Origin of the sequence: Streptomyces sp. MA5143a, from assembly GCF_900290235.1 — a bacterium.
GTDB lineage: Bacteria > Actinomycetota > Actinomycetes > Streptomycetales > Streptomycetaceae > Streptomyces.
Map to the genome: position 1 here is coordinate 51,599 of NZ_OLMK01000014.1, position 24,168 is coordinate 75,766.

Genomic DNA, 24,168 nt, shown 5'->3' on the forward strand with positions numbered 1-24,168 from the left:
TAGACGGATATCCACCCATGCCGCCCGGTTCATGTACCTGCCAGGAGTCGGACGTGGCCGAAACCTTGACAACGGGCCTGACCAGGCAGGAGATTGACGCGCGTAGAAACTCACGGGTAGCTACGGGGGCGAGACCCCGGCCTCCCCGGACGCCCCTCTCGGGCGTTCCGGCGTTCTACGCGCGTCACGCCGCCCCACCGGTATCTGGCCACCCCCCGTCCACCCTCGTCCCGGCGCCCATGTACGTCCCCGGAGGGATTTCCTTGCCGAGCAAGAGAACCGCGCGCATCGGCGCGCTGACCGTCGCCGCCATCTGCTCCACCGTCTCCGCCGTGGCTCTGACCTCGCCCGCCGCGGCGGACACCATACGCATCCACGACATCCAGGGCACCACGCGCACCTCGCCGCTCGCCGGCCAGCAGGTCACCGGTGTCGAGGGCATCGTCACCGGTGTACGGACCTACGGTTCGTCGCGCGGCTTCTGGATGCAGGACACCCGGGCGGACGACAGCCCGGCCACGAGCGAGGGCATCTTCGTCTTCACGAGCTCCACGCCGAAGGTTTCCGTGGGCGACGCGGTCACGGTGTCGGGCACGGTCGGCGAGTTCGTGCCGGGCGGCACTTCGTCCGGAAACCAGTCGGTCACCCAGCTCTCCCGCCCCACCGTCACCGTGGTCTCCAGTGGCAACGCCGTCCCGGCCGCGACCGTCATCGACGCCGCGTCCGTACCGAAGGCGTACGCCCCGGCCGGCGACTCCGCCGCGAACGGCTCGGTCAACGGGCTCACCCTCGACCCCGCCGCCTACGCCCTGGACTACTACGAGTCCCTGGAGGGCATGAACGTCCAGGTCGCCGACGCCCGTGTGGTCACGGCGACCGACGCGTTCACCGAGCTGTGGGTCACCGTGAAGCCGCGGGAGAACGCCAGCCGCCGCGGCGGCACGGTCTACGGCTCGTACACCTCGCAGAACACCGGCCGGCTCCAGATCCAGTCGCTCGGCGCGGCCGCGGACTTCCCGAAGGCGAACGTCGGCGACGTCCTGACGGGCACCACCGAGGGCCCCCTGGACTACAGCCAGTTCGGCGGCTACACGCTCGTCGCGAGCAAGCTCGGCACCCTGGAGCAGGGCGGCCTGGAGCGCGAGACGACCCGTAAGCAGGCGCGCGGCGAACTCGCGGTGGCGACGTACAACGTCGAGAACCTGGACCCCTCCGACACCACGTTCGCCGCCCACGCGGCCGCGATCGTGAACAACCTGAAGTCGCCCGACGTCGTGGCCTTGGAGGAGATCCAGGACAACAACGGTGCCACGAAGGACGGTACGGTCGCCGCCGACCAGACGGTGAAGAAGCTGATCGACGCCATCGTGGCGGCCGGCGGCCCGACGTACGACTGGCGCTCCATCGACCCGGTCGACCTCGCGGACGGCGGCGAGCCCGGCGGCAACATCCGCCAGGTGTTCCTGTTCAACCCGGAGCGGGTGTCCTTCACCGACCGCGCGGGCGGCGACGCCACCACCGCGGTCGGTGTGACGAAGGCGTACGGCAAGGCCCGGCTGACCCTCTCGCCCGGTCGTATCGACCCGGCGAACGCCGCCTGGACCAACAGCCGCAAGCCGCTCGTCGGCGAGTTCTCCTTCCGTGGCCAGTCGGTGTTCGTCATCGCGAACCACTTCTCGTCCAAGGGCGGGGACCAGGCGCTGCACTCGCAGTTCCAGCCGCCGGCGCGCAGCTCGGAGACGCAGCGCCATCTCCAGGCGACCGCCGTGAACACGTTCGTCAAGGAGATCCTGGCGAAGCAGAAGAACGCGAACGTCATCGCCCTCGGCGACATCAACGACTTCGAGTTCTCCGACACCGCCAAGCTGCTGGAGGACGGCGGCGCGCTGTGGTCCTCGGTCAAGTCGCTGCCGAAGAACGAGCGTTACTCGTACGTCTACCAGGGCAACGCACAGGTCCTCGACCAGATCCTGGTCAGCCCGTCGATCCGCCGTTCGTGCGAGTTCACGTACGACAGCGTGCACATCAACGCGGAGTTCCACGACCAGATCAGCGACCACGACCCGTCGGTGCTGCGGTTCCGCCCGTGACCCGCTGAGGGTTCCGGATCTTTCAGGGCTGGCTGAACACGCCGTTCAGCCAGCCCTTCCATGCCGCCTCGTCGGCCTCGGCGTCGGCACCCGGCGCGAAGTCGTGGACGCTGACACCGACGGGGTGGCCCCAGTGGCCGCGGCCGAAGAAGCGGATGAGGGCGTCGTCGGTGCGCAGCCCGAGGAAGTAGGGGTTGCGGTAGTCGACCACCGCGTCCAGGGGCTTCCCCTCGGGCCCCTCCGCCCGGACGCGCGCGCCCTCGGCGGTGTCGTCGGCGAGGCCGAGCGCCCGCGCGACGGCGGTGAACGCGCCGGCGGCCGAGGACGCCTCGGGCCCCTCGAACGTGGCGAAGGCGGTGAGCGGGCGGCCCGCGAAGCGCGTCAGGTACTGGCGCAGGGTGTGGAGGTAGAAGTCGGTGTGGCGGCCGGCGGCGTCGTACTGGTTGTCCCAGTCGTCGACGAAGACGCCGCTGTGCACGTACCGCACCCAGGCGCGGCGGCCCTCGTCGCGCGGCTCGATCGTGTAGTCGAGCTGATTGATGGTCTGCTCGGAGATGCCGTCGACGTCCTCCACCCGGTTGGTGTACCGGTGCGGCGGCTCCCAGGCGATGACCTCGGAACCGAAGGGCCCCTTGCCGCCGACCCGCGGCTCGGGCGCCTCCATCGGCCACAGCCAGCCGCCGGTACCGCTGGTGACGGCGTCCCACACCTGCTCGGGCGTGGCATCGACCTCGAACTCTCGGGCGATCTCGAATTCCTTGGACATGGTGGCTCCTGAGTACTACGGATGCGAGGGAGTTTCGAGGGCGGGGTCCCCGGCCGGGGATCCGGTCAGGGGGTGGGCCGGGCGGTCGGCCGGACGGTCGGCCATGCGGGCAGCCGTGGCCTCGGCGCCGGGCTCGGCGGTGGCCGCGCCCTCGTCCCCCGTCCCTGCCGGACGGGTGATCGCGGGGTGGACGGCGACGACGACGCGGTGCGCCCGGCCGCCCTCGGCGCCCGGAGCGTCGTACTTGCGGATGAGGGCGCCCACCCCGGCCGTCAGCTCCCGTACGAACGCGGCGCGGTCGGCCGCCGAGGCGAAGGTGACCTCGCCGTCGAGCGCGTAGGTCGCGAGCCGTTGCCGCGCCTTCGCCGCGCCGGTGATCAGCGACCCGACGTCACGGACGAGCCGGGCGCCGAGCGCGAGCAGCCAGCGCGCCGAGAGCTGGTCCCGGAAGCGGTCCGGGTCCGGCTGCACGGCGGCGAGCGCGAGCGGCGAGATCACGTACGACGCGGCGGTCGCCCGCATCAGCCGCTCGGTGACGTTGCCCTTGCGGCGCTCCTCCGCCAGTTCGACCAGGCCGTGCTGCTCCAGCGCCTTGAGGTGGTAGTTCACCTTCTGGCGGGGCAACCCGACCTTTCCGGCCAGCATCGCGGCGCTCGCCGGGCCGGCCGCCAGCTCCGCCAGCAGCCGGGCCCGTACGGGGTCCAGCGACACGGCCGCGGCCTCCGGGTCCTCGATCACGGTGACGTCCCACATGACTCCACCCTCTCACCGAAAACTTTTCTTGTCCAGACGATTCGAGTGTTCGGCTAGGGGACGTCCGACCGCCGACCTGTCGCTTCTCGCCCCTCCCCCTTCTGTCTCAGTCCGGGACGAGGCCGAGGGCGTACGCGTACCGGCTGACCGTGCTGCCCTTCAGCCCCGGCCAGGTCTGGACGCGGTGCCACGGTTCGGTGGCAGAACCGACGCCGTCGCCGTCCCCGGCGAGCGCGTCGATGTGGGCCTGGGCGCTCTCCCACTCGGCGTAGTTCAGGACCCGGGTGCCGTCGGTGCCGAGATGGAAGTGGGCGGCGATACCGCCGGGATGCTGGTTCGGGTCGGCGGCCAGCGCCTCCTCCACGGCGTCCACCCAGGCCCGCTGCCGGTCCGGATCCGGGGCGTCGAACTCGACGTCGACGATGACCACGCATCCCGGCACCCGCGTGTCGTGATCACCGCCGGTGAGACTGCGGTAGTGGCGGTAGCGCCCGAGCCGGACGCGCTCGATGTCCGGCACGGCGGTGTCGATCGCGTCGTTGCGTTCCTGCCGGCGGGTCCGCACGAAGGCCTCGTAGGCCTGCTCGTCGGCCCACTGCGAGTAGTGCAGCAGGGTGGAGCCGTCCTCGCCGGTGTAGAGGAAGTAGCCCAGCAGCCCTTCGGCGGGCCAGGGCCGCCCCAGCCAGGTGTCGGCCACGGCTTCGACGACCTGGCGTTGCCGCTGCGGCGTGCCGACCCGCCAGGTGCTGAAGAAGGGCGCCCCGACGCCGGGGCGGTCGAGGACGGGATGGACATCGGTACGACGGGTCATGACGCTCTCCGAGGTTCGGTGCTCGACGGACGGACACCCCCACCCTTCAACCTCAACCAGGATTCAGGTCAACTCCGCGATTCGAGGCCAGAATTCGGGAGACCCGCCTGGTCATGGACGAGAAGCGGTCCGACGCCGCGCAGGCGAACACGGGGGCGGTAACGGGGATGGGGTCGGGGGCAGGCGAGGGAACCGGGACCGGGGAGGGGCCCGAGGTGGCGGGCAGCCCGATCCGGCTGCCGAAGAGTTCCTGGTGGGCGGTGGTGCGGCGCACGGCCAAGGAGGTCCTGGACGACGATCTCGCGGACCGGGCGGCGGCGTTGACGTACTACGGCGTGCTGTCCCTGTTCCCCGCACTGCTGCTCACCGTGTCGCTGCTCGGTGTCGCCGGGCAGCGCACCATCGACGGACTCCTGGACAACATCGGCGACTTGGCGCCGGGCCCCGCGCGGGACGTGCTCCGGGACGCCGTCGTACAGCTGAGCGACAGCGGCGGAGGCACCGGTGGGGTGCTGGCCGTCGTCGGCCTGCTGACGGCGGTGTGGTCGTCGTCCGGTTACGTGGCCGCGTTCATCCGTGCCTCCAACGCGGTGTACGACCTGCCTGAGGGGCGGCCGGTGTGGAAGCTGACGCCGCTGCGGATCGCGCTGACCCTCGTGCTGATGCTGATGATCGCCGTGAGCGCGGTGATCGTGGTGTTCACGGGGCCGCTGGCCGAGCGGGCGGGCACGATGGTGGGGCTCGGCGACGCCGCCATCGCGGTGTGGGGCGTCGCCAAGTGGCCGGTGTTGCTGGTGCTGGTGACCCTGATGATCGCGCTGCTGTACTGGGCGGCGCCCAACGTCCGCGGCCGGGGCCTGCGCTGGGTCAGTCCCGGCGGGGTGGTCGCCACCCTGATCTGGCTCGTCGTGTCGGCCGGGTTCGCCGTCTACGCGGCCAACTTCGGCTCGTACAACAAGACGTACGGCACCCTGGCCGGCGCCGTCGTCTTCCTGGTCTGGCTCTGGCTGACCAACATGGCGATCCTCCTCGGCCTGGAGTTCGACGCCGAGCTGTCCCGCGAACGCGGCATCGTCCAGGGCCGTCCGCCCTCGGAGGAGCCGTACGTCGAGCCCCGCGACACACGCGCCTGGCCGCCGCGGCTACGTGCCCTGCGGGAGGCGAGGGCCCGAACGACGACCTCGCGGGACGTCGAGCCGATCAACTGAGGGCGGTGCGGTGGGGTTCCCCCGGCTCAGGAAGCGGTGAAGTCCTGCGGCTCGAAGCGACCGACCTCGGCGCGAAGCCGGTCGGTGGACCAAGGCCAGCTGAAGCTGTTGCGGCCATTGGCGTCGAGGTAGTAGCTCCTGCACCCACCGGCGTTGTAGACGGTGCCGGCCAGCGCGGTCTGCAGCCGGGCGTTGTACGCGGCCTGCACGTCGTCGCGTACCTCCAGCACCGACCAACTCCGCTCCCGTGCGGCCTTGATGGCGCCCAGGACGAGGCCGAGCTGTGCCTCCAGAATGGCGAACGCCGACGAGTGCCCGGTGCCCAGGCCGGGGCCGAGGAGCAGGAAGGCGTTGGGGAAGCCCGCGACGACGGTGCCGAGGTACGCCTCGGGGGAGCCCTGCCAGCGGTCGGCGAGCGACTGGCCGGCGCCGTCTCGGACGAGGCCCGCGAGCGGCATGTCGAGGATGTGGAAGCCGGTGCCGAGGATGATCGCGTCCACCTCGGCGGCGCTGCCGTCGGCGCCGTGCACGGTGTTGCCCTTGACGGCGTGCACCTCGGCGGCGTGCACGTCGACATTCGGTCGCCGCAGCGCGGGGTAGTAGTGGTTGGAGAACAGGATGCGCTTGCAGCCGATGGTGTAGTCGGGGGTCAGCTTGCGGCGCAGTTCGGCGTCGCGGACCGTGGCCCGCAGGTGGGCCCGTGCGACGGCCTGGACGCCACGCATCAGCCCGGGGCGCCGGAATCCACGTCCGAGCGTCTCCATGGCCCGGTACTCCAGCCCCGCCACCGCGGCTCGCGCGCCCGGCAGGTGGCGCATCGCCCACCGTTCGGCCTTCGGTATGTGATGGTCCAGCTTGGGCAGCACCCACTGGGCGGTGCGCTGGAACAGATGCAGGCGGGCGACGTCGGGGGCGATCGCCGGGACGAACTGCACGGCCGAGGCGCCGGTGCCGATCACCGCGACGCGCTTGCCGCGCAGGTCGTAGTCGTGGTTCCAGCGCGCGGAGTGGAACACCTCGCCGGGGAAACCGTCGAGGCCGGGGACGTCCGGGACGTAAGGCTCGTTCCAGGGGCCGGCCCCGGCGATCAGGAACCGGGCGGTGAACTCACCGGCGTCGGTACGGACGAGCCAGCGGGCCTGGCCGGGCTGCCATCGCGCTTCGGTCATACGCACCCCGAACCGGGTGTGCTCGCGCAGCCGGTACGTGTCGGCGACCCGCCGCACGTACGTGAGGATCTCCGACTGGTGCGCGTACACCCGCGTCCAGTCCGGGTTCGGAGCGAAGGAGTAGCTGTAGAGGCGGGACGGTACGTCGCACTGGCAGCCGGGATAGGTGTTCGCCCGCCAGGTGCCGCCGAAGTCGTCGGCCGCCTCGATGATCAGGAAGTCCCGGACACCGGCGCCGCGGAGCCTGGCGCCGGCGCCGACCCCGGAGATACCGGCGCCGACGACGAGGACCTCTACGTGTGTGCTCATGCCGCGATGCTCCTGTCGATGGCTCGCTTGAGGCGGTCGGGCGCGGTGCGCAGGGAGACGTCGAGCGTGGCCGCGCGCCGTCGTGGGTCCATGAAGTTGGCCCCCATCACGGCCAGTTCCTCCACCCCGGGCTCGATCCGGACGACGCGGCATCCCGCCGCACGCAAGAGGCGTTCCTCGGCGTCGACGGTCCGGGTCATCCAGCGGCGCAGGAGCCGTTCGAGACGGCTCAGGCCGGTGGCGGGTGCGCCCCCGGAGGTCGACATGGGAGCGACGATCACCACCTCGTCCAGCCCCAGGGGTACGAGGAGGTCCGCCGAGGTCGGGGACACGGCGCCGCCGTCGAGGTAGGTCCGCCCGTCGATCCGCACCGGCGGGAACCAGCCCGGGATCGCCCAGGACGCGGCGATCGCGCTGCCCAGGTCCGTGGCCGGAGCTCCCGGCGCGCCGAACGCGACCCGCCGGCCCGAGCGCGCGTCGGCCGCGACCAGCCAGGTGCGCGTGGAATCCGGCCACGGGCGGCCCTCCGCCAGCGCGGCACCGAATCGGTGCAGCCAACGCGCATCACCACGGCCGCGCGGCAGCAGCCCCACCAGCCCCGACCCCGGCGAGACCCGGCCGCGTACGGCAGCGGTCGCCAGCCCCGACCCCGGCAGCCCGGGCCACGGGACGGGAGGCAGCGCACCCGGGTGGGCGTGGACGTGTGCGAGTAGCACCGGGTCCGCGCCGGTCTCTCCCCGTACCGCCGCGAGCAGGTCGGACACGGACCGCCCGGAGCCGAGAGCGGACACGACTTCCGCCCCGGCGGACGTCCCCACCGACACCTCGGCGGTCCGCACGTCCCAGTCCAGCTCCGCTTCCACGGCGGTGAGCGCGGCGACCGTCCAGGCGAAGCCGAGCGTGCCGCCGCACCCGACCACCAGTGCACGCCGTGGAGCCACAGATCCCCCTGGAATTCAGATATCAACGGTATCTGGAAGCTAGCGGTATTCTGCAGGCGTGGCAAGACTGACCCGGACCGAGAGCCAGGCCCGCACCCGCGAACACGTCCTCGACACCGCGCACGACCTCTTCCTGCGCGACGGCTTCACGAAGACGTCCATCGAGCGGGTCGCGGAGGCCGCCGGCTACTCGAAGGGCGCGGTGTACTCCAACTTCGCGACCAAGAACGAGCTTTGCCTGGCCGTCCTGGACCGCATCGCCCTGCAACAAGTGGCGTACATCGCCGCCGAGATGGGAGACGCGCCCCGCCTGGAGGACAGGCTCGCGGGATTCGCCCGGTGGGCCGAGCGGCACATAGGCGACAGCTCGTGGACCGCGCTGGAAGTCGAGTTCGCCACCGCCAACCGCCGCGACGCACACGTCTGCGAACAGCTCGCCCACCGACGGCGCGCCGTCACCGGGGCCCTCGCGGACCTCATCCGGGCTCAGATGCAGGAACTGGGCGTCACGCCCCACATGCCCGCGGACACCGCCGCCTTCGTCCTTCTCAGTCTCGGGATCGGCATCGGCGTCCAGCGCGCGTTCGACCCCACCGTCCCCGTACAGCCGCTCGTGGACCTGCTCCGTCAGGTCATGACCGGCTGACCCCGCCCCGGATCACGACGCCGAGCCCCACGGCGGCCGGCACCGGTTCCGTCGCCTCTCCGACCGGACCCGGGCGCCGCTCGTGATCAATGGTAGTAATGCCGCCACACGAAGACGCCGGTGGCGACGACGGCCACCCCCGCCCCGCCCACGATGACCGCTTCCCGGGGCACCCGCTCCCTCACGGAGTCCATGCGCGCGCGGGCGCGCGCCTTCACATCGGCCTTGGCGGCGAGTTCCTCGACCGTGTCGCCGAGCCGGGACCGGGTCAGCTCGATCTGCCGGCGGAGTTCGTCGGGGCCCTTCGCCCCGATGCTCTCCTTGGCTTCCGACCACCCCTTCGCACCACCGGACGCACCCATGGCCATCATCATCGCCGTGCCCTTCCCTTGATCTCGTCGACGTCCGCCTTGACGCTGTCGAGCGCCTGTTCGGGCTTGGGCGGGGTCGCCCGCCTGAGCTGGGCGCGTCCGACGGCGGCCAGGACGGCCGCGATCACGAACAGCACGCCCATCACGATGAGCGCGGCGGCCCACACGTCCACGATCAGGGAGAACGCCGCGACGGCGGCGCCGGCCATCGTCATGAACCCGACGTAGGCGACGGCTCCGGCCGCACCCAGCAGCCCGCCGCCGCGCCCCGCGCGCCGCCCCTTCTCGGCCAGCTCCTCCTTGGCGAGGGCCATCTCCTGGCGCACGAGCAGGGAGAGCTGTTCGGTGGCCTGTCCCACCAGCTCCCCCACGGAGTGGTGATCCTGCGCGCGTGCCCCGGAACGCGCGGCTCGGTCCGGCCTGGTTTCGAGGGTCCCGGTCACAGTTCCGCCTCCTCACCTCTCGGGAGACCCCGAGTACCCGGACGGACCCACGCTAGGCAGCCGACCTCCACGGCAATTCCTCGTAGCAGAGCTTCCGCATACCACGTAGAAGAATTAAGTGGAGCTTCACAATGCGCACGTCGAGACTACCCCCCATGACCACCACCTCGCACCGCCACCGCCCCGCCCCCTTCGGCCGCGCCCTCTGCGCGATGATCACCCCGTTCACCCCGAGCGGGGCGCTCGACCTCGACGGGGCCGAGCGGCTCGCCGACCGGCTGGTGGCGGAGGGCTGCGAGGGACTGGTCCTGTCCGGTACGACGGGTGAGGCGCCGACGACGACGGACGCGGAGAAGGCGGAGCTGATCCGCGCGGTCCGGGCGGCGGTCGGGGACCGGGCCACGATCGTGGCGGGCGTCGGCACCTATGACACCCGGCACACCGTGGAGCTGGCCCTGGCGGCCGAGAAGGCGGGCGCGGACGGCCTGTTGGCGGTCACTCCGTACTACAGCAGGCCCCCGCAGGACGCAGTCGAGGCCCACTTCCGTGAACTCGCCGACCGCTGCGGCCTCCCGCTCGCCCTGTATGACATCCCCGGCCGCACCGGCACCCGGATCGAACCGCCGACCATGATCCGTCTCGCGGCCCACCCCCGGATCGTGGCCGTGAAGGACTGCGCGTACGACCTCCTCGGGACCCAGAAGGTGCTGGCGGAGACGGACCTGGCGTACTACACGGGCTGCGACGAGTACGTCCTGGCGCTGTACGCGCTCGGCGGCGCGGGCTACATCGGCACCGTCGCCAACGCCGCGCCCCGTCACTTCCGGTCGATCGTGGACGCGTTCGACCGGGGCGACACCGCGGAGGCCGCACGGTTGCAGCGGGCGGCGGTCCCGCTCACGGAGGCGATGATGGCCTCCGGCCTGCCCGGCACCGTCACGGCGAAGGCCCTGCTCGGGCGGCTCGGCCTGCCCGCGGGCCCGGTCCGGGCACCGCTGCGGCCCGCCGGCCGAGAGGTGACCGACGGGCTGCTTCGGGCGTACGAAGCCCTGGTCGCCGCCTGAGGAGGCACGCCCCCGCGGTCGGCGGGGGCGGCGCACGTCCCGGCAGTCGGCGGAGGCGGCGCGGCCCCGCTGGTCAGCGGGTGGCGAAGACCGGGCTCCAGCGGCCGGCGGCGCCGTCGTTGCCCTTGCGGGCGCCGCTGAGCGGGAGCGTCGTGTCGCTGCCGATGGTGACGAGCACCAGGGCGTTGTGGAACTCGTTGTCCCCGGGAGTGATGTCCCAGGCGATGAGCCGCTTGTTGTCGACCCAGGAGAGCAGTCGCTGCCCGGGCACCTTGTGGAGGGGCTTGCCGGTGCGGGGGTCGAGGATCCAGGAGGCGGTCGTTTTGGCGCCGCCCGCGAAGCCGCCGGCCGCGAGCCTGCCGTCCGGGGAGAGCCGTGCGTCGACCATCCAGTGCAGATACATCTCGTCCGGCGGCGCGGGGACCCTGTTGCCCTTGAGGTCGTAGTACTGCTGATGCGGCTCCTCGGTCAGCCCGGTGTACACCGAAGTGGCCTCGCCGCTGAAGGAGAAGTCCTGGCGAGCGTTGAGGAGCCCCTCCCGGTCCTCGGTGACCTTGCTCCAGTCGGCCTTCCCGGAGTCGACGTCCACGACGTAGAACCCGGTCCGGTGGGACGCGTGGTCCGGTTCGTAGTCGTTGTTCTTGCCGTCGCCGTCGGAGTCGTAGTCCACCCTGGTGAGGAGGTCGGGGTTCTGGCTGTACGTGGTGGCGACGAGCTTGCCGCCGTCGGACGAGAACTCGACGCCCGCGACGCCCCGGTCGACCGGGATCCAGCGGTCCACCTCGCCGGTGAGGAGGTCGAGCAGGCCGATCCGCTTGACCGGCAGGTCCCGCTCCAGGACGGCGGCGGTCCGCATTCCGGGGGCGACCGAGACCACGGACCAGCGGTCGTCCTTCATGTACTTGTCGGTCCGCTGGTCGAGGATCCGATACGTACGCTGTCTGACCGCGGTGTCCTCGGACGCCTTGACCGTGGAGTACGTGTAGTACGCGGCCAGCGCCACGTCCCCGGCGGCGATCAGGTCGCGCGGAGGCGACTGGTCGGGGTGGGCGATGATGTCACTCTTGTTCATCTCGCTGGCGAGCCGCACCTCGTCCTTGCCGGACTCCAGCAGCGGCACGGCGACCGCGACGGCGACCACGGCGGCGGTCGCCGCGGCGACGGTGGCGATCCTGCGGGTACGGCGTCGGCGCCGCACGTTCAGCACGCGGTCGGCGAAGCCGGGCTCCAGCGGCGGTTGTTCGGCGGCCTGCTCCCGCAGGGAGTCGCGCACCAGTTCGTCGACGTTCATGGACGCACCTCCACGGGCGAGAAGTCACGGGAAGGCCGCTGCTCGACCGCGGCCCGGCCGAGACCGGCCAGTTCGGGCGCGAGTTCCCGCAGCCGGGCGAGGGAGCGGTGGGTGGTGGACCGGACGGTCCCGACGGAGCAGCCGAGGATGCGGGCCACGTCCGCCTCGGGCAGGTCCTCGAAGTAGCGCAGCACGAGCATGGTCCTCTGCCGTGCGGTCAGCCGGGCGAGCGCGCCGCGCATCACCAGGCGCAGTTCCACCCCGGCCACGCCGTCGGCGGCGCCGCTCTCGGGCAGCTCGGCGACGGTGACCTCCCTGCGACGCCATTTCAGCCGCCAGCGGCTGATCTGCTGCCGGTACAGGATCTGCCGTACGTACGCCTCGGGCTCGTCGATCCGCTGCCAGCGGCCGGCGGCCTTGATGAGCGCGTTCTGCAGCAGGTCCTCGGCGGCGTGCCGGTCGCCGCCGCTGAGCAGTACGGCGGTCTTCAGCAGCGCCGACGACCGCCCGGCCACGAACTCACGGAAACTCTCCTGACCTGCGGCATCCATCGTCACCTTCTCTTCCCCCGCGGGACTTGTGTCCCGCCCCTGTGCTCTGTGTGACGCGCGGATCCGCCCCCCGCTATGCCGGTACGCCGAAAAAAGTTCCCGGACAGGGGCCGGGGCCCGCACGACGCGCGAACGCGGTGCGGGCCCCGGCCCCTGCGCGGCTGGACTGGCTCAGCCCCAGCGGTACCCGTCACCGAACAGCAGGGTGTGCTCCAGCACGTCCTCCATCGGGTCGTCGACCTGGCCGACATTGACGAGCCCGATCCGGGGGCCGTTGTGCGAGCCCCGGTTGGTCTCGTCGGCATGCGCGACACCGGCGGGCAACCCACACACCACGGCCGCGCCCACCACCCCGCTCACCACTCGTGCCACGGTCCTCACCCGATCGCTCCTCATCCTGTCCGGCCCCTCATCTCGTCGGCTCGCCCTCTGATAGGACTGTGCGTCCCACGGGTTCATCTGCCGCCCCCACCGGAAGGTCACGCGGATCAACCCGTACGGGATCGCCGGGGGCTTCGACGAAGGACGATCAGCGCGGTGCACACCCGCCGCCCACACGCGCAGCGCCCTCCCCCGGCCCTGCTCGGGCCGTGGAAGGGCGCTCCGTGATACCGGCTCGCCGGTCGTCAGTTGTGGCTGTGCAGGATCTCGTTCAGGCCGCCCCAGACCGCGTTGTTCGGGCGGGCCTCGACCGTGCCGGTGACGGAATTGCGGCGGAAGAGGATGTTCGAGGCGCCGGAGAGCTCGCGGGCCTTGACGACCTGGCCGTCGGGCATCGTGACGCGGGTGCCCGCGGTGACGTACAGGCCCGCCTCCACCACGCACTCGTCGCCGAGGGCGATGCCGACGCCCGCCTCGGCGCCGACCAGGCAGCGCTCGCCGATGGAGATGATGACGTTGCCGCCACCGGACAGCGTGCCCATCGTGGAGGCGCCGCCGCCGATGTCGGAGCCGTCGCCGACGACGACACCGGCGGAGATACGACCCTCCACCATCGACGTGCCGAGGGTGCCCGCGTTGAAGTTGACGAAGCCCTCGTGCATGACCGTGGTGCCCTCGGCGAGGTGCGCGCCCAGCCGGACCCGGTCCGCGTCGGCGATACGGACGCCCTTGGGGGCCACGTAGTCCGTCATCCGCGGGAACTTGTCGACGGACGTCACCTGGAGGTGCAGCCCCTCGGCGCGCGCGTTGAGCCGGACCTTCTCCAGGTCGTCGACGGCGACCGGGCCGAGCGAGGTCCAGGCGACGTTGGCCAGGAGGCCGAAGATGCCGTCCAGGCTCTGGCCGTGCGGCTTCACCAGGCGGTGGGAGAGCAGGTGGAGGCGCAGGTAGGCGTCGTGCGTGTCGACCGGCTTCTCGTCGAGCGAGGAGATGACCGTGCGGACCGCGACGACCTCGACGCCCCGGCGGGTGTCCTGACCGATCGCCGCCGTCGCGCCGCCGCCCAGCAGCTGGGCCGCCCGCTCGGCGTCGAGCCGCTCGGTGCCGGACGGGCCCGGCTCGGCGGCGAGCTCGGGCGCGGGGTACCAGGTGTCGAGAACAGTGCCGTCGGCGGCGATCGTGGCGAGGCCGGCGGCCACGGCGCCGGTGGTGCGAGGAGCAGTCGTGTCGGTCATGAGGGAAACCTAACCGCCCGGAGGCGGCCCAGGCCAACCCACACCACGGCCGTCTCAGGAGCCGGGCATCCGGGGCGGCGCCCCTCCCGTCGCCGCCCCGCCGGGACCGGGCGAGCGCCCTCTCAGCCGATCACCCGCGCCAGCACCTCCCGCGCGTACCCCTCGTCGTACGGCGCCCCCGTCAGCAGCACCTGGAGGCAGATCCCGTCGATCAGGGCGACCAGGGCCCGCGCGGTCACCGGATCCGTGCGCAGGGCGAGGCAGTCGGCGAAGCCCTCCGCCCACTCCGCGGCGACCGGGCGGAGAGCCGGGCGGCGCAGGGCGGCCAGGTAGAGCTCGTACTCGACCTCCAGACCCGTTCGGTCACCGGCGAACCATTCGCTGCCGAGCGCGGCGAGTTCGGCGGCCAGGTCGGACTCCGGGTCCTGGAGGGCGCCGCGGGCCAGGACCGTGCGCGCGTACCCCTCGTTGGCCTGCCGCAGCGCCGCCACCATGAGGTCGTCGAGGGTCTTGAAGTGGTACGTCGTCGAGCCGAGCGGTACGTCCGCCTCGGCGGCCACGCTCCGGTGACTCAGCCCGGCGATACCCTTCTCCCCGACGACACGGATCGCCGCGTCGATGATCCGCTGCCGCCGCTCGGGGTCGTAACGCCGGGCCATCAGTGGGCGCCTCCCAGGTTGAGGACGACGACTCCCGCCACGATCAGCCCGATTCCGGCGGCCTTGGCGGGGCTCAGCCCCTCACCGAACAGTACGAGGCCGAGCGCGGCGACGCTGGCGGTGCCGACGCCGGACCAGATGGCGTAGGCCGTGCCGATCGACATCGACTTGAGCGCCTGGGCGAGCAGCCCGAAGGAGATCAGGTAGCCGATCCCGGTGATCAGCGACGGTCCCACCTTGCTGAAGCCCTCGCTGTACTTCATCGCGGTGGTGGCGACGACCTCGGCGGCTATGGCGAAGCCGAGCAGCAGATATCCCATGTGTACTAGCGTACACATGGATACGTACGGTCGTACACATCGAGGGCGGGAGTCGTATACGTCGAGGGCGGGACAAGAGGCGACGGCTCTCGCGGGTGCCCCCGTCCGTCCCCGATCGGGCGCACCCGCACGGAAATGTCTCCCCAAGAGGCCGCCGTTTCGGGGCCGTTCCGTTATGGAAGCGCTCTCGAAAGGGCTCCCCGCACACCCCTTGGTCCACTACTGTTTCAACGGTCAATCTCCCGATTGTGTGACGACCGCAAGGGTTCGCACACACCGGTGACACGTACCACCTCCCCTGACCCGCATGACGAATTCGCGTCCGCCTGTGCGACGCCGAGGGAACCGCGCATGCCGCCAACGAAGCCCGGACCTGATCCGGACCAGAACACCCCCAACCTCCCGGTGCTGCAATCCGCGAAGGTGTGGGAGACCGGTGTCGCCCCCGACGACACCCGAATACCGGGCACCCGCCGCCTCTGGCTGGCCGGAGCGCTCGCCCTGGCCGTCGTGTCGTCGTGCGTGACCGCGATCGTCCTTCAGGACTCCGGTGCTGACGGCACGTCACAGACCCGCACGGACCGCACCACGCTGGCCGACGACCCGATCGCCCCGCTCTCCCTTCCCCCGGCGTCGCCGACCACGGCCCCCGACGGGAAGAGCGGGCTGTCCGAGCCGCAGGACGCCAAGGGCGGCTCCAAGGGCGGGGGCAAGGAGAAGGACAAGGACAAGGGTTCCTCCGGCTCCGAGGACTCCGGCTCGGACGACAAGCAGCAGGGCGGCGCGAAGCCGGCCCCCAAGCCGTCCAAGTCGTCGTCGCCCGGGAAGAAGCCGTCGGCGTCCGTGAACCGGAAGTCCGTACAGGCCGTCAACTACCCCGACCGGTACTGGCACGAGAGCGGCGGTGTCGTCCGCCTCGACCCGGTGGGCACCTACAGCGGAAGCGAGACCCGCGAGGACTCCACCTTCAAGGTGGTCTCCGGCCTCGCCAGGTCCGACTGCTACTCCTTCCGCACGGCGGACGGACGGTACGTCAGGCACCAGAACTTCCGGCTCCGCGTCAGCGGCAACGACGGCTCGAACCTCTTCAAGCAGGACGCGACGTTCTGCGCGGTGCGGTCGCCGTACTCGGACGCGATGATGCTCCAGTCGGTGAACTACCCCGACCGCGTGGTGCGTCACCGGAACTTCGAGCTGGTCCTGGACCCGTACGGCTACAACACCAGCAACCGGCAGGACTTCTTCTTCCGCCTGGTGAAGGGCCTCGACTGACGGCACGGCACCCGGACATGACCCGGACATGACCCGGACATGAGTGTGGCCCCCGGCGACTTCCGCCGGGGGCCACACTCGTGTGGTCGGTCTCAGACGTTGAACCCGAGCGCCCGAAGCTGCTCGCGACCGTCGTCCGTGATCTTGTCCGGGCCCCACGGGGGCATCCAGACCCAGTTGATGCGCAGCTCGTTGACGAGGCCGTCCGTGGCGGACTTGGCCTGGTCCTCGATGACATCGGTCAGCGGACAGGCCGCCGAGGTCAGGGTCATGTCGATCGTCGCGATGTTCGCGTCGTCGATGTGGATGCCGTAGATCAGCCCCAGGTTGACGACGTCGATGCCCAGCTCGGGGTCGACGACGTCGTACAGGGCCTCGCGGATCTCCTCCTCGGAGGCCGGCTTCATCTCCACGGTGTCGCTCATGCCGTCTTCCTTTCGGCGTCGGCGCCCAGCGCCTGGGCCGTCGCGTCCTTCCACGCCATCCAGCTGAGGAGGGCGCACTTGACCCGGGCCGGGTACTTGGAGACCCCGGCGAACGCGACCGCGTCCTCCAGGACCTCCTCCATCGCGTCGTCCGGCTCGATCTTCCCCTTGGACTGCATCAGCTCCAGGAAGGTCTCCTGGATCCGCCGCGCGTCCGTCAGCTCCTTGCCGACGAGCAGTTCGTTCAGCACGGAGGCGCTGGCCTGGCTGATCGAGCAGCCCTGGCCCTCGTACGAGACGTCCTCGATGGTCGTACCGTCGTACTTCACGCGCAGGGTGATCTCGTCGCCGCACGTGGGGTTCACGTGGTGCACCTCGGCGTCGCCATCCCGCAAGCCCCGCCCGTGCGGGTTCTTGTAGTGGTCCAGGATGACTTCCTGGTACATCGAGTCCAGCTTCATGCGATCGCTCGTCCCATCAGCCGAAGAAGTTCCGTACGTGCTCCAGGCCGTCGACCAGCGCGTCGATCTCGGCCGGCGTGGAGTACAGGTAGAACGACGCTCGGGTGGTCGCGGGAATTCCGTACCGCAGGCAGACGGGGCGGGCGCAGTGGTGGCCGACCCGGACCGCGATGCCCTGCTCGTCGAGGACCTGGCCCACGTCGTGCGGGTGGATGTCGCCGAGCGTGAAGGAGATCGCCGCGCCCCGGTCCTCGGCCGTGGTCGGGCCGATGATGCGCAGGTCGGGGACCTCCGTGAGCCGCTTCACCGCGTACTCGGTGAGGGCGTGCTCATGGGCGAGGATCTTGTCCATGCCGATCGAGTCGAGGTAGTCGATCGCCGCGCCCAGACCGACCGCCTGCGCGATCGGCGGGGTGCCCGCCTCGAACTTGTGCGGGGCGGGGGCGTACGTCGACGAGTGCATCGACACCGTCTCGATCATCTCGCCGCCACCGAGGAACGGGGGCAGGTCCTCCAGGAGCTCCTGGCGGCCCCAGAGCACGCCGATACCGGTCGGGCCGCACATCTTGTGACCGGTGAAGGCCACGAAGTCGGCCTGGAGGGCCTGGACGTCCAGCGGCATGTGCGGAGCGGCCTGCGAGGCGTCGACGCAGACCAGGGCGCCGACCTCCTGCGCCCGGCGCACTATCGCCTCGACCGGGTTGACCGTGCCCAGGATGTTGGACACCAGCACGAAGGAGACGATCTTCGTCTTCTCCGTGATGATCTGGTCGATGTTCGACAGGTCGAGCCGGCCGTCGTCGGTGAGGCCGAACCACTTCAGCTTCGCGCCCGTGCGCTGCGCGAGCAGCTGCCACGGCACGATGTTGGAGTGGTGCTCCATCTCCGTGATGACGATCTCGGTCTCGGAGTCCACCCGGTAGGGCTCGTCGGCCCAGCCGAGCATGTTCGCCACGAGGTTCAGCGACTCGGAGGCGTTCTTGGTGAAGATCACCTCGTCGCGGCTGGGCGCGTTGATGAACGCGGCGACCTTGTCACGCGCACCCTCGTACAGCGCCGTGGCCTCCTCGGCGAGCACATGCACACCGCGGTGGACGTTGGCGTTGTAGCGCTCGTAGTACTCGCTCAGGGCGTCCAGGACCTGGCGCGGCTTCTGGGAGGTCGCCGCGTTGTCCAGGTACACGAGCTTCCGCTCGTCGTGGACCTGACGGTCCAGGATGGGGAAGTCCTTGCGGATCGCCTCTGTGTCGAGGAGGCCCGGCAGCTGTGTCACGCGGATGCGCCACCCTTCGTGTATGCCTCGTAGCCCTCGTTCTCCAGCTTGTCGGCGAGCTCGGGGCCACCGGACTCGACGATCCGGCCGCCCGCGAAGACGTGGACGTGGTCGGGCTTGATGTAGCGCAGGATGCGCGTGTAGTGCGTGATCAGCAGGGTGCCGACCTCGCCGGTCTCACGGACGCGGTTGACGCCCTCGGAGACGACCCGGAGCGCGTCGACGTCCAGACCGGAGTCCGTCTCGTCGAGGATCGCGACCTTCGGCCTGAGCAGTTCGAGCTGGAGGATCTCGTGGCGCTTCTTCTCACCGCCGGAGAAGCCCTCGTTGACGTTGCGCTCGGCGAAGGAGGGGTCCATGTTGAGGCGCTGCATGGCCTCCTTGACCTCCTTGACCCAGGTGCGCAGCTTGGGGGCCTCGCCGCGGATGGCGGTGGCGGAGGTCCGCAGGAAGTTGGAGACCGAGACGCCGGGGACCTCGACGGGGTACTGCATCGCCAGGAACAGGCCCGCGCGGGCGCGCTCGTCGACGGACATCTCCAGGACGTCCTCGCCGTCGAGCAGCACGGTGCCGCCGGTGATCGTGTACTTCGGGTGACCCGCGAGCGAGTAGGCGAGGGTCGACTTGCCGGAGCCGTTGGGGCCCATGATGGCGTGCGTCTCGCCCTGCTTCACGGTGAGGTCGACGCCCTTGAGGATCTCCTTCGTGGCGTTGTCGGCCTCGACGGTGACGTGCAGGTCTCGGATTTCAAGCGTTGCCATGGGTGCCTCAGGACTCCTGGGTGAGGGAGACGAGCACGTCGTCCCCTTCGATCTTTACGGGGTATACGGGGACGGGGCGCGTCGCGGGCAGGCCGGACGGCTTACCGGTGCGGAGGTCGAACGCGGAGCCGTGCAGCCAGCACTCGATCTGGCAGTCCTCCACCTCGCCCTCGGAGAGCGAGACGTTCGCGTGGGAGCAGATGTCGTGGATGGCGAACACCTCTCCCTCGGTCCGCACGACCGAGACCGGCGTGCCGTCGAGTTCCACCCGCTTCGGGGTGTCCTCCTCCAGCTCGCTCAGCCCGCAGGCGCGTACGAAGGTGGTCATCGGCCCGATCCAGTCACGGTCTCCAGCTCCTCGTCGAGCTTCTCCAGCAGGCGCTGCTCGATGTCGTCGACGCCGATCTGCTGGACCAGCTCGGCGAAGAAGCCGCGCACGACGAGGCGGCGGGCCTCCTCGGCGGGGATACCGCGGGCCATCAGGTAGAAGAGCTGCTCGTCGTCGAAGCGGCCGGTCGCCGAGGCGTGGCCGGCGCCGACGATCTCGCCGGTCTCGATCTCCAGGTTCGGCACGGAGTCGACGCGGGCGCCGTCCGTGAGGACGAGGTTCCGGTTCATCTCGTAGGTGTCGGTGCCCTCGGCCGCGGCCTCGATGAGGACGTCGCCGATCCACACCGCGTGGGCTCCGTCGCCCTGGAGGGCGCCCTTGTAGACCACGTTGGACTTGCAGTGCGGCACGTTGTGCGTGACCAGCAGGCGGTGCTCCTGGTGCTGGCCGGCGTCGGTGAAGTACAGACCGAACAGCTCGGCCTCGCCGCCGGGGCCGGCGTAGGTGACGCGCGGGTGAAGGCGGACGACGTCGCCGCCGAAGGTGACGACGACCGACTTGAAGGAGGCGTCCCGGCCGACGAGGGCGTTGTGCTGGGCGATGTGCACGGCCTTGTCGTCCCAGTCCTGCACGGAGACGACGGTCAGCTTGGCGCCGTCACCGAGGAGGTAGTCGACGTTGGCGGCGAGCACGGCGTCACCGGTGTGGTCGATGACGACGACGGCCTCGGCGAAGGCACCCAGTTCGATGACCTGGTGGGCGAAAGCGGTGCCGCCCTCGCCGTGCACGGCGATGCGGATCGGCTCGGTGAGGACCGTCTCCTTGGGGACGGTGATCACACCGGCCTTCTCGAACGCCGAGTAGGCCTGGGCGGCGACGCGGTCCACCGGGGTGCCGGCCCTGCCGAGGCGGGCGTCGTCACGGCCGACGGCCTCGACGATGACGCCCTCGGGGGCCTGCACGTCGACCTTCAGGCCGTCGCCGGTGCCGACGGCGGTGCCGTCGTGCAGCCCGCGCAGCCGCTCCAGCGGGGTGAACCGCCACTCCTCCTCGCGGCCGTGCGGCACGGGGAAGTCCGCCACGTCGAAGGACGGGGGCGCGCTCATGCGCGAGACGACGGTCGACTCGGCGGCCACCGCGATCGAGCCGGCGGTGGTGGAGCCCACCGGGATGTTCTGAGCCTCAGCCATGGCTGTCGGTCTGCTCTCTTCCTACGTTTACGATCTTCGGCCCGCCCCGGAGAGGCGGGCCGCCTGCTGCTGGACCGGAAGGTCTGGGGTCAGCCGACCGCGCCTTCCATCTGCAGCTCGATCAGCCGGTTGAGCTCCAGCGCGTACTCCATGGGCAGCTCCTTGGCGATCGGCTCGACGAAGCCGCGCACGATCATCGCCATGGCCTCGTCCTCCGACAGACCGCGGCTCATCAGGTAGAAGAGCTGGTCCTCGGAGACCTTGGAGACGGTCGCCTCGTGGCCCATGGACACGTCGTCCTCACGGACGTCGACGTACGGGTAGGTGTCCGAGCGGGAGATGGTGTCGACGAGCAGGGCGTCGCACAGCACGTTCGACTTGGAGCCGGGGGCGCCCTCGCCGATCTCGATCAGACCGCGGTAGGAGGTGCGGCCACCGCCGCGCGCCACGGACTTCGAGACGATGTTCGAGGACGTGTTCGGGGCCATGTGGACCATCTTGGCGCCGGCGTCCTGGTGCTGGCCCTCGCCCGCGAAGGCGATGGAGAGGGTCTCGCCCTTGGCGTGCTCGCCCATCAGGTAGACGGCCGGGTACTTCATCGTCACCTTGGAGCCGATGTTGCCGTCGATCCACTCCATGGTGGCGCCCTCGTAGGCGACGGCGCGCTTGGTGACCAGGTTGTAGACGTTGTTCGACCAGTTCTGGATGGTCGTGTAGCGGCAGCGGGCGTTCTTCTTGACGATGATCTCGACGACCGCGGAGTGCAGCGAGTCCGACTTGTAGATCGGGGCCGTACAACCCTCGACGTAGTGCACGTAGGCGCCCTCGTCGACGATGATCAGGGTCCGCTCGAACTGGCCCATGTTCTCCGTGTTGATGCGGAAGTAGGCCTGGAGCGGGATCTCGACGTGCACGCCCTTCGGCACGTAGATGAAGGAGCCGCCGGACCACACGGCGGTGTTCAGCGCGGCGAACTTGTTGTCGCCGGCCGGGATGACGGTGCCGAAGTACTCCTTGAAGAGCTCCGGGTGCTCCTTCAGCGCGGTGTCGGTGTCGAGGAAGATGACGCCCTGCTCCTCCAGGTCCTCGCGGATCTGGTGGTAGACGACCTCCGACTCGTACTGGGCGGCGACACCGGCGACGAGGCGCTGCTTCTCCGCCTCGGGGATGCCCAGCTTGTCGTAGGTGTTCTTGATGTCCTCGGGCAGGTCCTCCCAGGACTCCGCCTGCTTCTCCGTGGAGCGCACGAAGTACTTGATGTTGTCGAAGTCGATGCCCGAGAGGTCGGAGCCCCAGTTCGGCATGGGCTTCTTCTCGAACAGCTTCAGGCCCTTGAGACGCAGCTTCGTCATCCACTCCGGCTCGGACTTCTTGCCGGAGATGTCGAGGACGACGTCCTCGTTCAGACCGCGCTTCGCTGCGGCACCGGCCTCGTCGGAGTCCGCCCAGCCGTATTCGTACTTACCCAGGCCCTCGAGCTCAGGGTGGGCGGTCTCCTCGATGGGGAGAGTCATGCGGGGTTCCTCCCGGCCGTGCTTGCGGATGCGTTGGTGGCTGACTTGGAAACTCTGGGGATGAACGTCGTGCAGACGCCGTCGCCGTGGGCGATGGTGGCCAGCCGCTGGACGTGCGTACCGAGCAGTTCGGCGAAGAGCTCGGTCTCGGCCTCGCAGAGCTGCGGGAACTGCTCGGCCACATGGGCCACCGGGCAGTGGTGCTGACAGAGCTGCTCACCCTGGTGGGGGTGGGGGGCACTGCGTGCCGTAGCAGCGTACCCGTCCGCGCTCAAGGCCTTGGCCAGGGCTTCGGCCCTGTCCTCGGGGGCGGCCGCCTCGACCGCCTCGCGGTACTCGCCGGCCTGCGCGGCGACCCGGGCGCGGGCGAAGGCGGCGACTGCCTGCTCCCCGCCCTCCTGGTCCGCGATCCAGCGGAGCGCGTCCACGGCCAGCTTGTCGTACGACTGGTCGAAGGCGTCGCGGCCGCAGTCCGTCAGGGCGAACACCTTGGCCGGGCGCCCGCGCGTGCGCGCGCCGTAGACACGCTGCTCACGGGGCTGCACGACATCGTCGGCGACCAGGGCGTCCAGGTGTCGGCGGACGGCGGCCTGGGTCAGGCCGAGACGGCCTGCCAGGTCGGCCACGGTGGACGGCCCGTGATCCAGGATGGACCGCGCGACCCGGTTGCGAGTGGATCGCTCACCGGTCGCGAGTTCCTCCTGCGGAGCCGCGCCAACGTTTTTCACAACGCCATTGTTGCGTAATTCCGCGGAGGGGGGCAAGCCGCGCCCGGACGGCCCGGCGGTGCCGTGCGTCACTTAGGTAAGCCTCATCTGACCTGCGGGAATGATCTTTGATCGATCGAGGGAGCGGGGCGGCAGGGGGCGCGACGGGGTGCCTTCCCGGGGCGTGGGGCCCCGCGCGGGCGAGCCGCGGTCGCCCTCGGACGCCACCCCCCGAGCTCTCCGGCGCCCACCCGCCCTCCCTAGACTCGGGGCCATGCGAAGCGACCCCGTGGTGCAGGTCCGGGACCTGGTGAAGAGGTACGGCGAGAAGACCGCGGTGGACGGCCTCGACCTGGAGGCGTCGCCCGGCGTCACCGCGGTGCTCGGCCCGAACGGCGCCGGCAAGACCACCACCGTGGAGAGCTGCGAGGGCTACCGGAAGCCGGACTCCGGCACCGTGCGCGTCCTCGGTCTCGACCCGGTCCGCGAGGCCGCCGCGCTGCGCCCCCGCATCGGGGTGATGCTCCAGTCCGGCGGCGTCTACTCGGGCGCCCGTGCCGACGAGATGCTGCGCCATGTGGCGAAGCTGCACGCGCACCCGCTCGACGTGGACGCCCTCATCGAGCGTCTCGGCCTCGGCGGCTGCGGCCGTACGACGTACCGCCGTCTGTCCGGGGGACAGCAGCAGCGGCTCGCCCTGGCGATGGCCGTGGTCGGCCGCCCCGAGCTGGTCTTCCTCGACGAGCCGACCGCGGGCCTCGACCCGCAGGCCCGCCGCGCCACCTGGGACCTCGTCCGGGACCTGCGCGCCGACGGGGTCTCGGTCATCCTGACCACGCACTACATGGACGAGGCCGAGCAGCTCGCCGACGACGTCGCGATCATCGACGCCGGCCGGGTCATAGCCCAGGGCACCCCCGAGGAGCTGTGCCGCGGCGGCGCCGAGAACACCCTCCGCTTCACCGGGCGCCCCGCCCTCGACGTCGGCTCCCTGCTGAAGGCGCTGCCCGCCGACTCCACGGCCGTCGAGCTGACCCCGGGCGTCTACCGGGTCACCGGGAAGGTCGACCCGCAGCTCCTCGCGACCGTCACGTCCTGGTGCGCCCAGCACGGCGTGATGCCGGACGGGATCTCGGTGGAGCGCCACACCCTCGAAGACGTCTTTTTGGAACTGACCGGCAAGGAGCTGCGTTCGTGACGACCAGCGGTACCTACGCGCCCCGGCCCGG

Annotated in this window: 27 protein-coding genes; 6 read left to right on the forward strand and 21 right to left on the reverse strand. The window is 70.7% G+C overall.

Going from position 1 to position 24,168, the window contains the following annotated elements; genetic code table 11:
• Nucleotides 1-263: 263 nt before the first annotated feature.
• A complete protein-coding gene (locus tag SMA5143A_RS07025) occupies nucleotides 264-2,090 on the forward strand; it encodes an endonuclease/exonuclease/phosphatase family protein (RefSeq protein WP_107462051.1) in 1,827 nt (608 codons plus the stop codon).
• 22 nt (nucleotides 2,091-2,112) lie between these two features.
• On the opposite strand, the gene SMA5143A_RS07030 is transcribed toward SMA5143A_RS07025, so the two are convergent.
• The 3 genes from SMA5143A_RS07030 to SMA5143A_RS07040 all read right to left on the reverse strand — a co-directional run bounded on the left by SMA5143A_RS07030 (nucleotide 2,113) and on the right by SMA5143A_RS07040 (nucleotide 4,420).
• Complete coding sequence (locus tag SMA5143A_RS07030; RefSeq protein WP_107462052.1) at nucleotides 2,113-2,856, reverse strand: SRPBCC family protein; 744 nt, start codon at nucleotides 2,854-2,856, stop codon at nucleotides 2,113-2,115.
• A gap of 15 nt (nucleotides 2,857-2,871) precedes the next feature.
• Nucleotides 2,872-3,609 carry an ArsR/SmtB family transcription factor gene (locus tag SMA5143A_RS07035; protein ID WP_258193439.1) on the reverse strand — a complete coding sequence of 246 codons (738 nt, stop codon included), beginning with the start codon at nucleotides 3,607-3,609 and terminating at the stop codon, nucleotides 2,872-2,874.
• A 106-nt stretch (nucleotides 3,610-3,715) separates the two neighbouring features.
• Complete coding sequence (locus SMA5143A_RS07040) at nucleotides 3,716-4,420, reverse strand: antibiotic biosynthesis monooxygenase (protein ID WP_107462053.1); 705 nt, start codon at nucleotides 4,418-4,420, stop codon at nucleotides 3,716-3,718.
• Nucleotides 4,421-4,533: 113 nt separating this feature from the next.
• Between SMA5143A_RS07040 and SMA5143A_RS07045 the strand changes: the two genes are divergently transcribed.
• Entirely contained in the window at nucleotides 4,534-5,628 is a 1,095-nt protein-coding gene (locus tag SMA5143A_RS07045; protein WP_107462054.1) for a YihY/virulence factor BrkB family protein, read from the forward strand.
• Between the two features lie 26 nt (nucleotides 5,629-5,654).
• Here SMA5143A_RS07045 and SMA5143A_RS07050 read toward each other — a convergent pair whose 3' ends face one another.
• Together SMA5143A_RS07050 and SMA5143A_RS07055 are read right to left on the reverse strand one after the other, a co-directional pair.
• On the reverse strand, nucleotides 5,655-7,106 hold the full coding sequence (locus SMA5143A_RS07050; protein ID WP_107462055.1) for a flavin-containing monooxygenase: 1,452 nt from the start codon (nucleotides 7,104-7,106) through the stop codon (nucleotides 5,655-5,657).
• Entirely contained in the window at nucleotides 7,103-8,047 is a 945-nt protein-coding gene (locus tag SMA5143A_RS07055) for a patatin-like phospholipase family protein (RefSeq protein WP_219923578.1), read from the reverse strand. Before SMA5143A_RS07055 ends, SMA5143A_RS07050 begins: the two co-directional genes overlap by 4 nt.
• Before the next feature lie 58 nt (nucleotides 8,048-8,105).
• Between SMA5143A_RS07055 and SMA5143A_RS07060 the strand changes: the two genes are divergently transcribed.
• Nucleotides 8,106-8,693 (forward strand): TetR/AcrR family transcriptional regulator, encoded by a 588-nt coding sequence (locus SMA5143A_RS07060; RefSeq protein ID WP_107462057.1) that lies wholly within the window; start codon nucleotides 8,106-8,108, stop codon nucleotides 8,691-8,693.
• 86 nt (nucleotides 8,694-8,779) lie between these two features.
• Here the strand turns inward: SMA5143A_RS07060 and SMA5143A_RS07065 are convergent, their stop codons facing one another.
• Together SMA5143A_RS07065 and SMA5143A_RS07070 are read right to left on the reverse strand one after the other, a co-directional pair.
• Entirely contained in the window at nucleotides 8,780-9,055 is a 276-nt protein-coding gene (locus SMA5143A_RS07065; protein WP_055519513.1) for a DUF3618 domain-containing protein, read from the reverse strand.
• 8 nt (nucleotides 9,056-9,063) lie between these two features.
• Nucleotides 9,064-9,507, reverse strand: coding sequence for a phage holin family protein (locus tag SMA5143A_RS07070; RefSeq protein ID WP_107462058.1), 444 nt, complete (start codon nucleotides 9,505-9,507; stop codon nucleotides 9,064-9,066).
• A 155-nt stretch (nucleotides 9,508-9,662) separates the two neighbouring features.
• On the opposite strand from SMA5143A_RS07070, the gene dapA reads away from it, so the two are divergent.
• On the forward strand, nucleotides 9,663-10,571 hold the full coding sequence (gene dapA / locus SMA5143A_RS07075) for a 4-hydroxy-tetrahydrodipicolinate synthase (RefSeq protein WP_107462059.1): 909 nt from the start codon (nucleotides 9,663-9,665) through the stop codon (nucleotides 10,569-10,571).
• Nucleotides 10,572-10,644: 73 nt separating this feature from the next.
• Here dapA and SMA5143A_RS07080 read toward each other — a convergent pair whose 3' ends face one another.
• From SMA5143A_RS07080 to SMA5143A_RS07105, 6 genes are all read right to left on the reverse strand, one after another.
• Nucleotides 10,645-11,862 (reverse strand): hypothetical protein, encoded by a 1,218-nt coding sequence (locus SMA5143A_RS07080; RefSeq protein ID WP_107462060.1) that lies wholly within the window; start codon nucleotides 11,860-11,862, stop codon nucleotides 10,645-10,647.
• Nucleotides 11,859-12,413 (reverse strand): SigE family RNA polymerase sigma factor, encoded by a 555-nt coding sequence (locus tag SMA5143A_RS07085; protein WP_107462170.1) that lies wholly within the window; start codon nucleotides 12,411-12,413, stop codon nucleotides 11,859-11,861. Before SMA5143A_RS07085 ends, SMA5143A_RS07080 begins: the two co-directional genes overlap by 4 nt.
• A gap of 171 nt (nucleotides 12,414-12,584) precedes the next feature.
• Nucleotides 12,585-12,809 carry a hypothetical protein gene (locus SMA5143A_RS07090; protein ID WP_107462061.1) on the reverse strand — a complete coding sequence of 75 codons (225 nt, stop codon included), beginning with the start codon at nucleotides 12,807-12,809 and terminating at the stop codon, nucleotides 12,585-12,587.
• A 230-nt stretch (nucleotides 12,810-13,039) separates the two neighbouring features.
• On the reverse strand, nucleotides 13,040-14,029 hold the full coding sequence (gene dapD / locus SMA5143A_RS07095) for a 2,3,4,5-tetrahydropyridine-2,6-dicarboxylate N-succinyltransferase (protein ID WP_055519512.1): 990 nt from the start codon (nucleotides 14,027-14,029) through the stop codon (nucleotides 13,040-13,042).
• A 122-nt stretch (nucleotides 14,030-14,151) separates the two neighbouring features.
• Nucleotides 14,152-14,688 (reverse strand): TetR/AcrR family transcriptional regulator, encoded by a 537-nt coding sequence (locus tag SMA5143A_RS07100; protein ID WP_055524428.1) that lies wholly within the window; start codon nucleotides 14,686-14,688, stop codon nucleotides 14,152-14,154.
• Nucleotides 14,688-15,008 carry a DMT family transporter gene (locus SMA5143A_RS07105; protein WP_107462062.1) on the reverse strand — a complete coding sequence of 107 codons (321 nt, stop codon included), beginning with the start codon at nucleotides 15,006-15,008 and terminating at the stop codon, nucleotides 14,688-14,690. The genes SMA5143A_RS07100 and SMA5143A_RS07105 overlap by 1 nt, the downstream gene beginning before the upstream one ends.
• 351 nt (nucleotides 15,009-15,359) lie before the next feature.
• Here SMA5143A_RS07105 and SMA5143A_RS07110 point away from each other — a divergent pair, with 351 nt between their 5' ends.
• Nucleotides 15,360-16,280, forward strand: coding sequence for an AbfB domain-containing protein (locus SMA5143A_RS07110; RefSeq protein WP_258193440.1), 921 nt, complete (start codon nucleotides 15,360-15,362; stop codon nucleotides 16,278-16,280).
• 92 nt (nucleotides 16,281-16,372) lie between these two features.
• Here the strand turns inward: SMA5143A_RS07110 and SMA5143A_RS07115 are convergent, their stop codons facing one another.
• The 8 genes from SMA5143A_RS07115 to SMA5143A_RS07150 all read right to left on the reverse strand — a co-directional run bounded on the left by SMA5143A_RS07115 (nucleotide 16,373) and on the right by SMA5143A_RS07150 (nucleotide 22,960).
• Nucleotides 16,373-16,705 carry a metal-sulfur cluster assembly factor gene (locus tag SMA5143A_RS07115; RefSeq protein WP_055514975.1) on the reverse strand — a complete coding sequence of 111 codons (333 nt, stop codon included), beginning with the start codon at nucleotides 16,703-16,705 and terminating at the stop codon, nucleotides 16,373-16,375.
• Nucleotides 16,702-17,166, reverse strand: a complete 465-nt coding sequence (gene sufU, locus SMA5143A_RS07120) for a Fe-S cluster assembly sulfur transfer protein SufU (RefSeq protein ID WP_055514972.1) — start codon at nucleotides 17,164-17,166, stop codon at nucleotides 16,702-16,704. Before sufU ends, SMA5143A_RS07115 begins: the two co-directional genes overlap by 4 nt.
• A 16-nt stretch (nucleotides 17,167-17,182) precedes the next feature.
• Nucleotides 17,183-18,439, reverse strand: a complete 1,257-nt coding sequence (locus tag SMA5143A_RS07125; protein ID WP_107462063.1) for a cysteine desulfurase — start codon at nucleotides 18,437-18,439, stop codon at nucleotides 17,183-17,185.
• A complete protein-coding gene (gene sufC, locus SMA5143A_RS07130; protein WP_055514967.1) occupies nucleotides 18,436-19,200 on the reverse strand; it encodes a Fe-S cluster assembly ATPase SufC in 765 nt (254 codons plus the stop codon). Before sufC ends, SMA5143A_RS07125 begins: the two co-directional genes overlap by 4 nt.
• Before the next feature lie 7 nt (nucleotides 19,201-19,207).
• Entirely contained in the window at nucleotides 19,208-19,528 is a 321-nt protein-coding gene (locus SMA5143A_RS07135; protein ID WP_055514965.1) for a non-heme iron oxygenase ferredoxin subunit, read from the reverse strand.
• Nucleotides 19,525-20,718: a Fe-S cluster assembly protein SufD gene (gene sufD, locus SMA5143A_RS07140; protein ID WP_107462064.1), complete on the reverse strand. Its 1,194-nt coding sequence runs from the start codon at nucleotides 20,716-20,718 to the stop codon at nucleotides 19,525-19,527. Before sufD ends, SMA5143A_RS07135 begins: the two co-directional genes overlap by 4 nt.
• A gap of 89 nt (nucleotides 20,719-20,807) precedes the next feature.
• Nucleotides 20,808-22,232, reverse strand: coding sequence for a Fe-S cluster assembly protein SufB (gene sufB, locus SMA5143A_RS07145; protein ID WP_055537499.1), 1,425 nt, complete (start codon nucleotides 22,230-22,232; stop codon nucleotides 20,808-20,810).
• Nucleotides 22,229-22,960, reverse strand: coding sequence for a helix-turn-helix transcriptional regulator (locus SMA5143A_RS07150; protein ID WP_099968760.1), 732 nt, complete (start codon nucleotides 22,958-22,960; stop codon nucleotides 22,229-22,231). Before SMA5143A_RS07150 ends, sufB begins: the two co-directional genes overlap by 4 nt.
• Before the next feature lie 253 nt (nucleotides 22,961-23,213).
• On the opposite strand from SMA5143A_RS07150, the gene SMA5143A_RS07155 reads away from it, so the two are divergent.
• Complete coding sequence (locus SMA5143A_RS07155) at nucleotides 23,214-24,137, forward strand: ABC transporter ATP-binding protein (RefSeq protein WP_107462065.1); 924 nt, start codon at nucleotides 23,214-23,216, stop codon at nucleotides 24,135-24,137.
• Nucleotides 24,138-24,168 lie beyond the last annotated feature (31 nt).

Bases quoted from the DNA above. Each gene is read 5' to 3' on its own strand.
- SMA5143A_RS07040 (WP_107462053.1), bottom strand. From the start codon at position 4,420: ATGACCCGTCGTACCGATGTCCATCCCGTCCTCGACCGCCCCGGCGTC.
- SMA5143A_RS07155 (WP_107462065.1), top strand. From the start codon at position 23,214: ATGCGAAGCGACCCCGTGGTGCAGGTCCGGGACCTGGTGAAGAGGTAC.
- SMA5143A_RS07030 (WP_107462052.1), bottom strand. From the start codon at position 2,856: ATGTCCAAGGAATTCGAGATCGCCCGAGAGTTCGAGGTCGATGCCACG.
- SMA5143A_RS07080 (WP_107462060.1), bottom strand. From the start codon at position 11,862: ATGAACGTCGACGAACTGGTGCGCGACTCCCTGCGGGAGCAGGCCGCC.
- dapD (WP_055519512.1), bottom strand. From the start codon at position 14,029: ATGACCGACACGACTGCTCCTCGCACCACCGGCGCCGTGGCCGCCGGC.
- SMA5143A_RS07035 (WP_258193439.1), bottom strand. From the start codon at position 3,609: ATGTGGGACGTCACCGTGATCGAGGACCCGGAGGCCGCGGCCGTGTCG.
- SMA5143A_RS07135 (WP_055514965.1), bottom strand. From the start codon at position 19,528: ATGACCACCTTCGTACGCGCCTGCGGGCTGAGCGAGCTGGAGGAGGAC.
- SMA5143A_RS07045 (WP_107462054.1), top strand. From the start codon at position 4,534: ATGGACGAGAAGCGGTCCGACGCCGCGCAGGCGAACACGGGGGCGGTA.
- SMA5143A_RS07050 (WP_107462055.1), bottom strand. From the start codon at position 7,106: ATGAGCACACACGTAGAGGTCCTCGTCGTCGGCGCCGGTATCTCCGGG.
- SMA5143A_RS07090 (WP_107462061.1), bottom strand. From the start codon at position 12,809: ATGAGGAGCGATCGGGTGAGGACCGTGGCACGAGTGGTGAGCGGGGTG.
- SMA5143A_RS07085 (WP_107462170.1), bottom strand. From the start codon at position 12,413: ATGGATGCCGCAGGTCAGGAGAGTTTCCGTGAGTTCGTGGCCGGGCGG.
- SMA5143A_RS07115 (WP_055514975.1), bottom strand. From the start codon at position 16,705: ATGAGCGACACCGTGGAGATGAAGCCGGCCTCCGAGGAGGAGATCCGC.
- sufD (WP_107462064.1), bottom strand. From the start codon at position 20,718: ATGGCTGAGGCTCAGAACATCCCGGTGGGCTCCACCACCGCCGGCTCG.
- SMA5143A_RS07100 (WP_055524428.1), bottom strand. From the start codon at position 14,688: ATGGCCCGGCGTTACGACCCCGAGCGGCGGCAGCGGATCATCGACGCG.
- sufC (WP_055514967.1), bottom strand. From the start codon at position 19,200: ATGGCAACGCTTGAAATCCGAGACCTGCACGTCACCGTCGAGGCCGAC.
- sufU (WP_055514972.1), bottom strand. From the start codon at position 17,166: ATGAAGCTGGACTCGATGTACCAGGAAGTCATCCTGGACCACTACAAG.
- SMA5143A_RS07105 (WP_107462062.1), bottom strand. From the start codon at position 15,008: ATGGGATATCTGCTGCTCGGCTTCGCCATAGCCGCCGAGGTCGTCGCC.
- sufB (WP_055537499.1), bottom strand. From the start codon at position 22,232: ATGACTCTCCCCATCGAGGAGACCGCCCACCCTGAGCTCGAGGGCCTG.
- dapA (WP_107462059.1), top strand. From the start codon at position 9,663: ATGACCACCACCTCGCACCGCCACCGCCCCGCCCCCTTCGGCCGCGCC.
- SMA5143A_RS07065 (WP_055519513.1), bottom strand. From the start codon at position 9,055: ATGGGTGCGTCCGGTGGTGCGAAGGGGTGGTCGGAAGCCAAGGAGAGC.
- SMA5143A_RS07110 (WP_258193440.1), top strand. From the start codon at position 15,360: ATGCCGCCAACGAAGCCCGGACCTGATCCGGACCAGAACACCCCCAAC.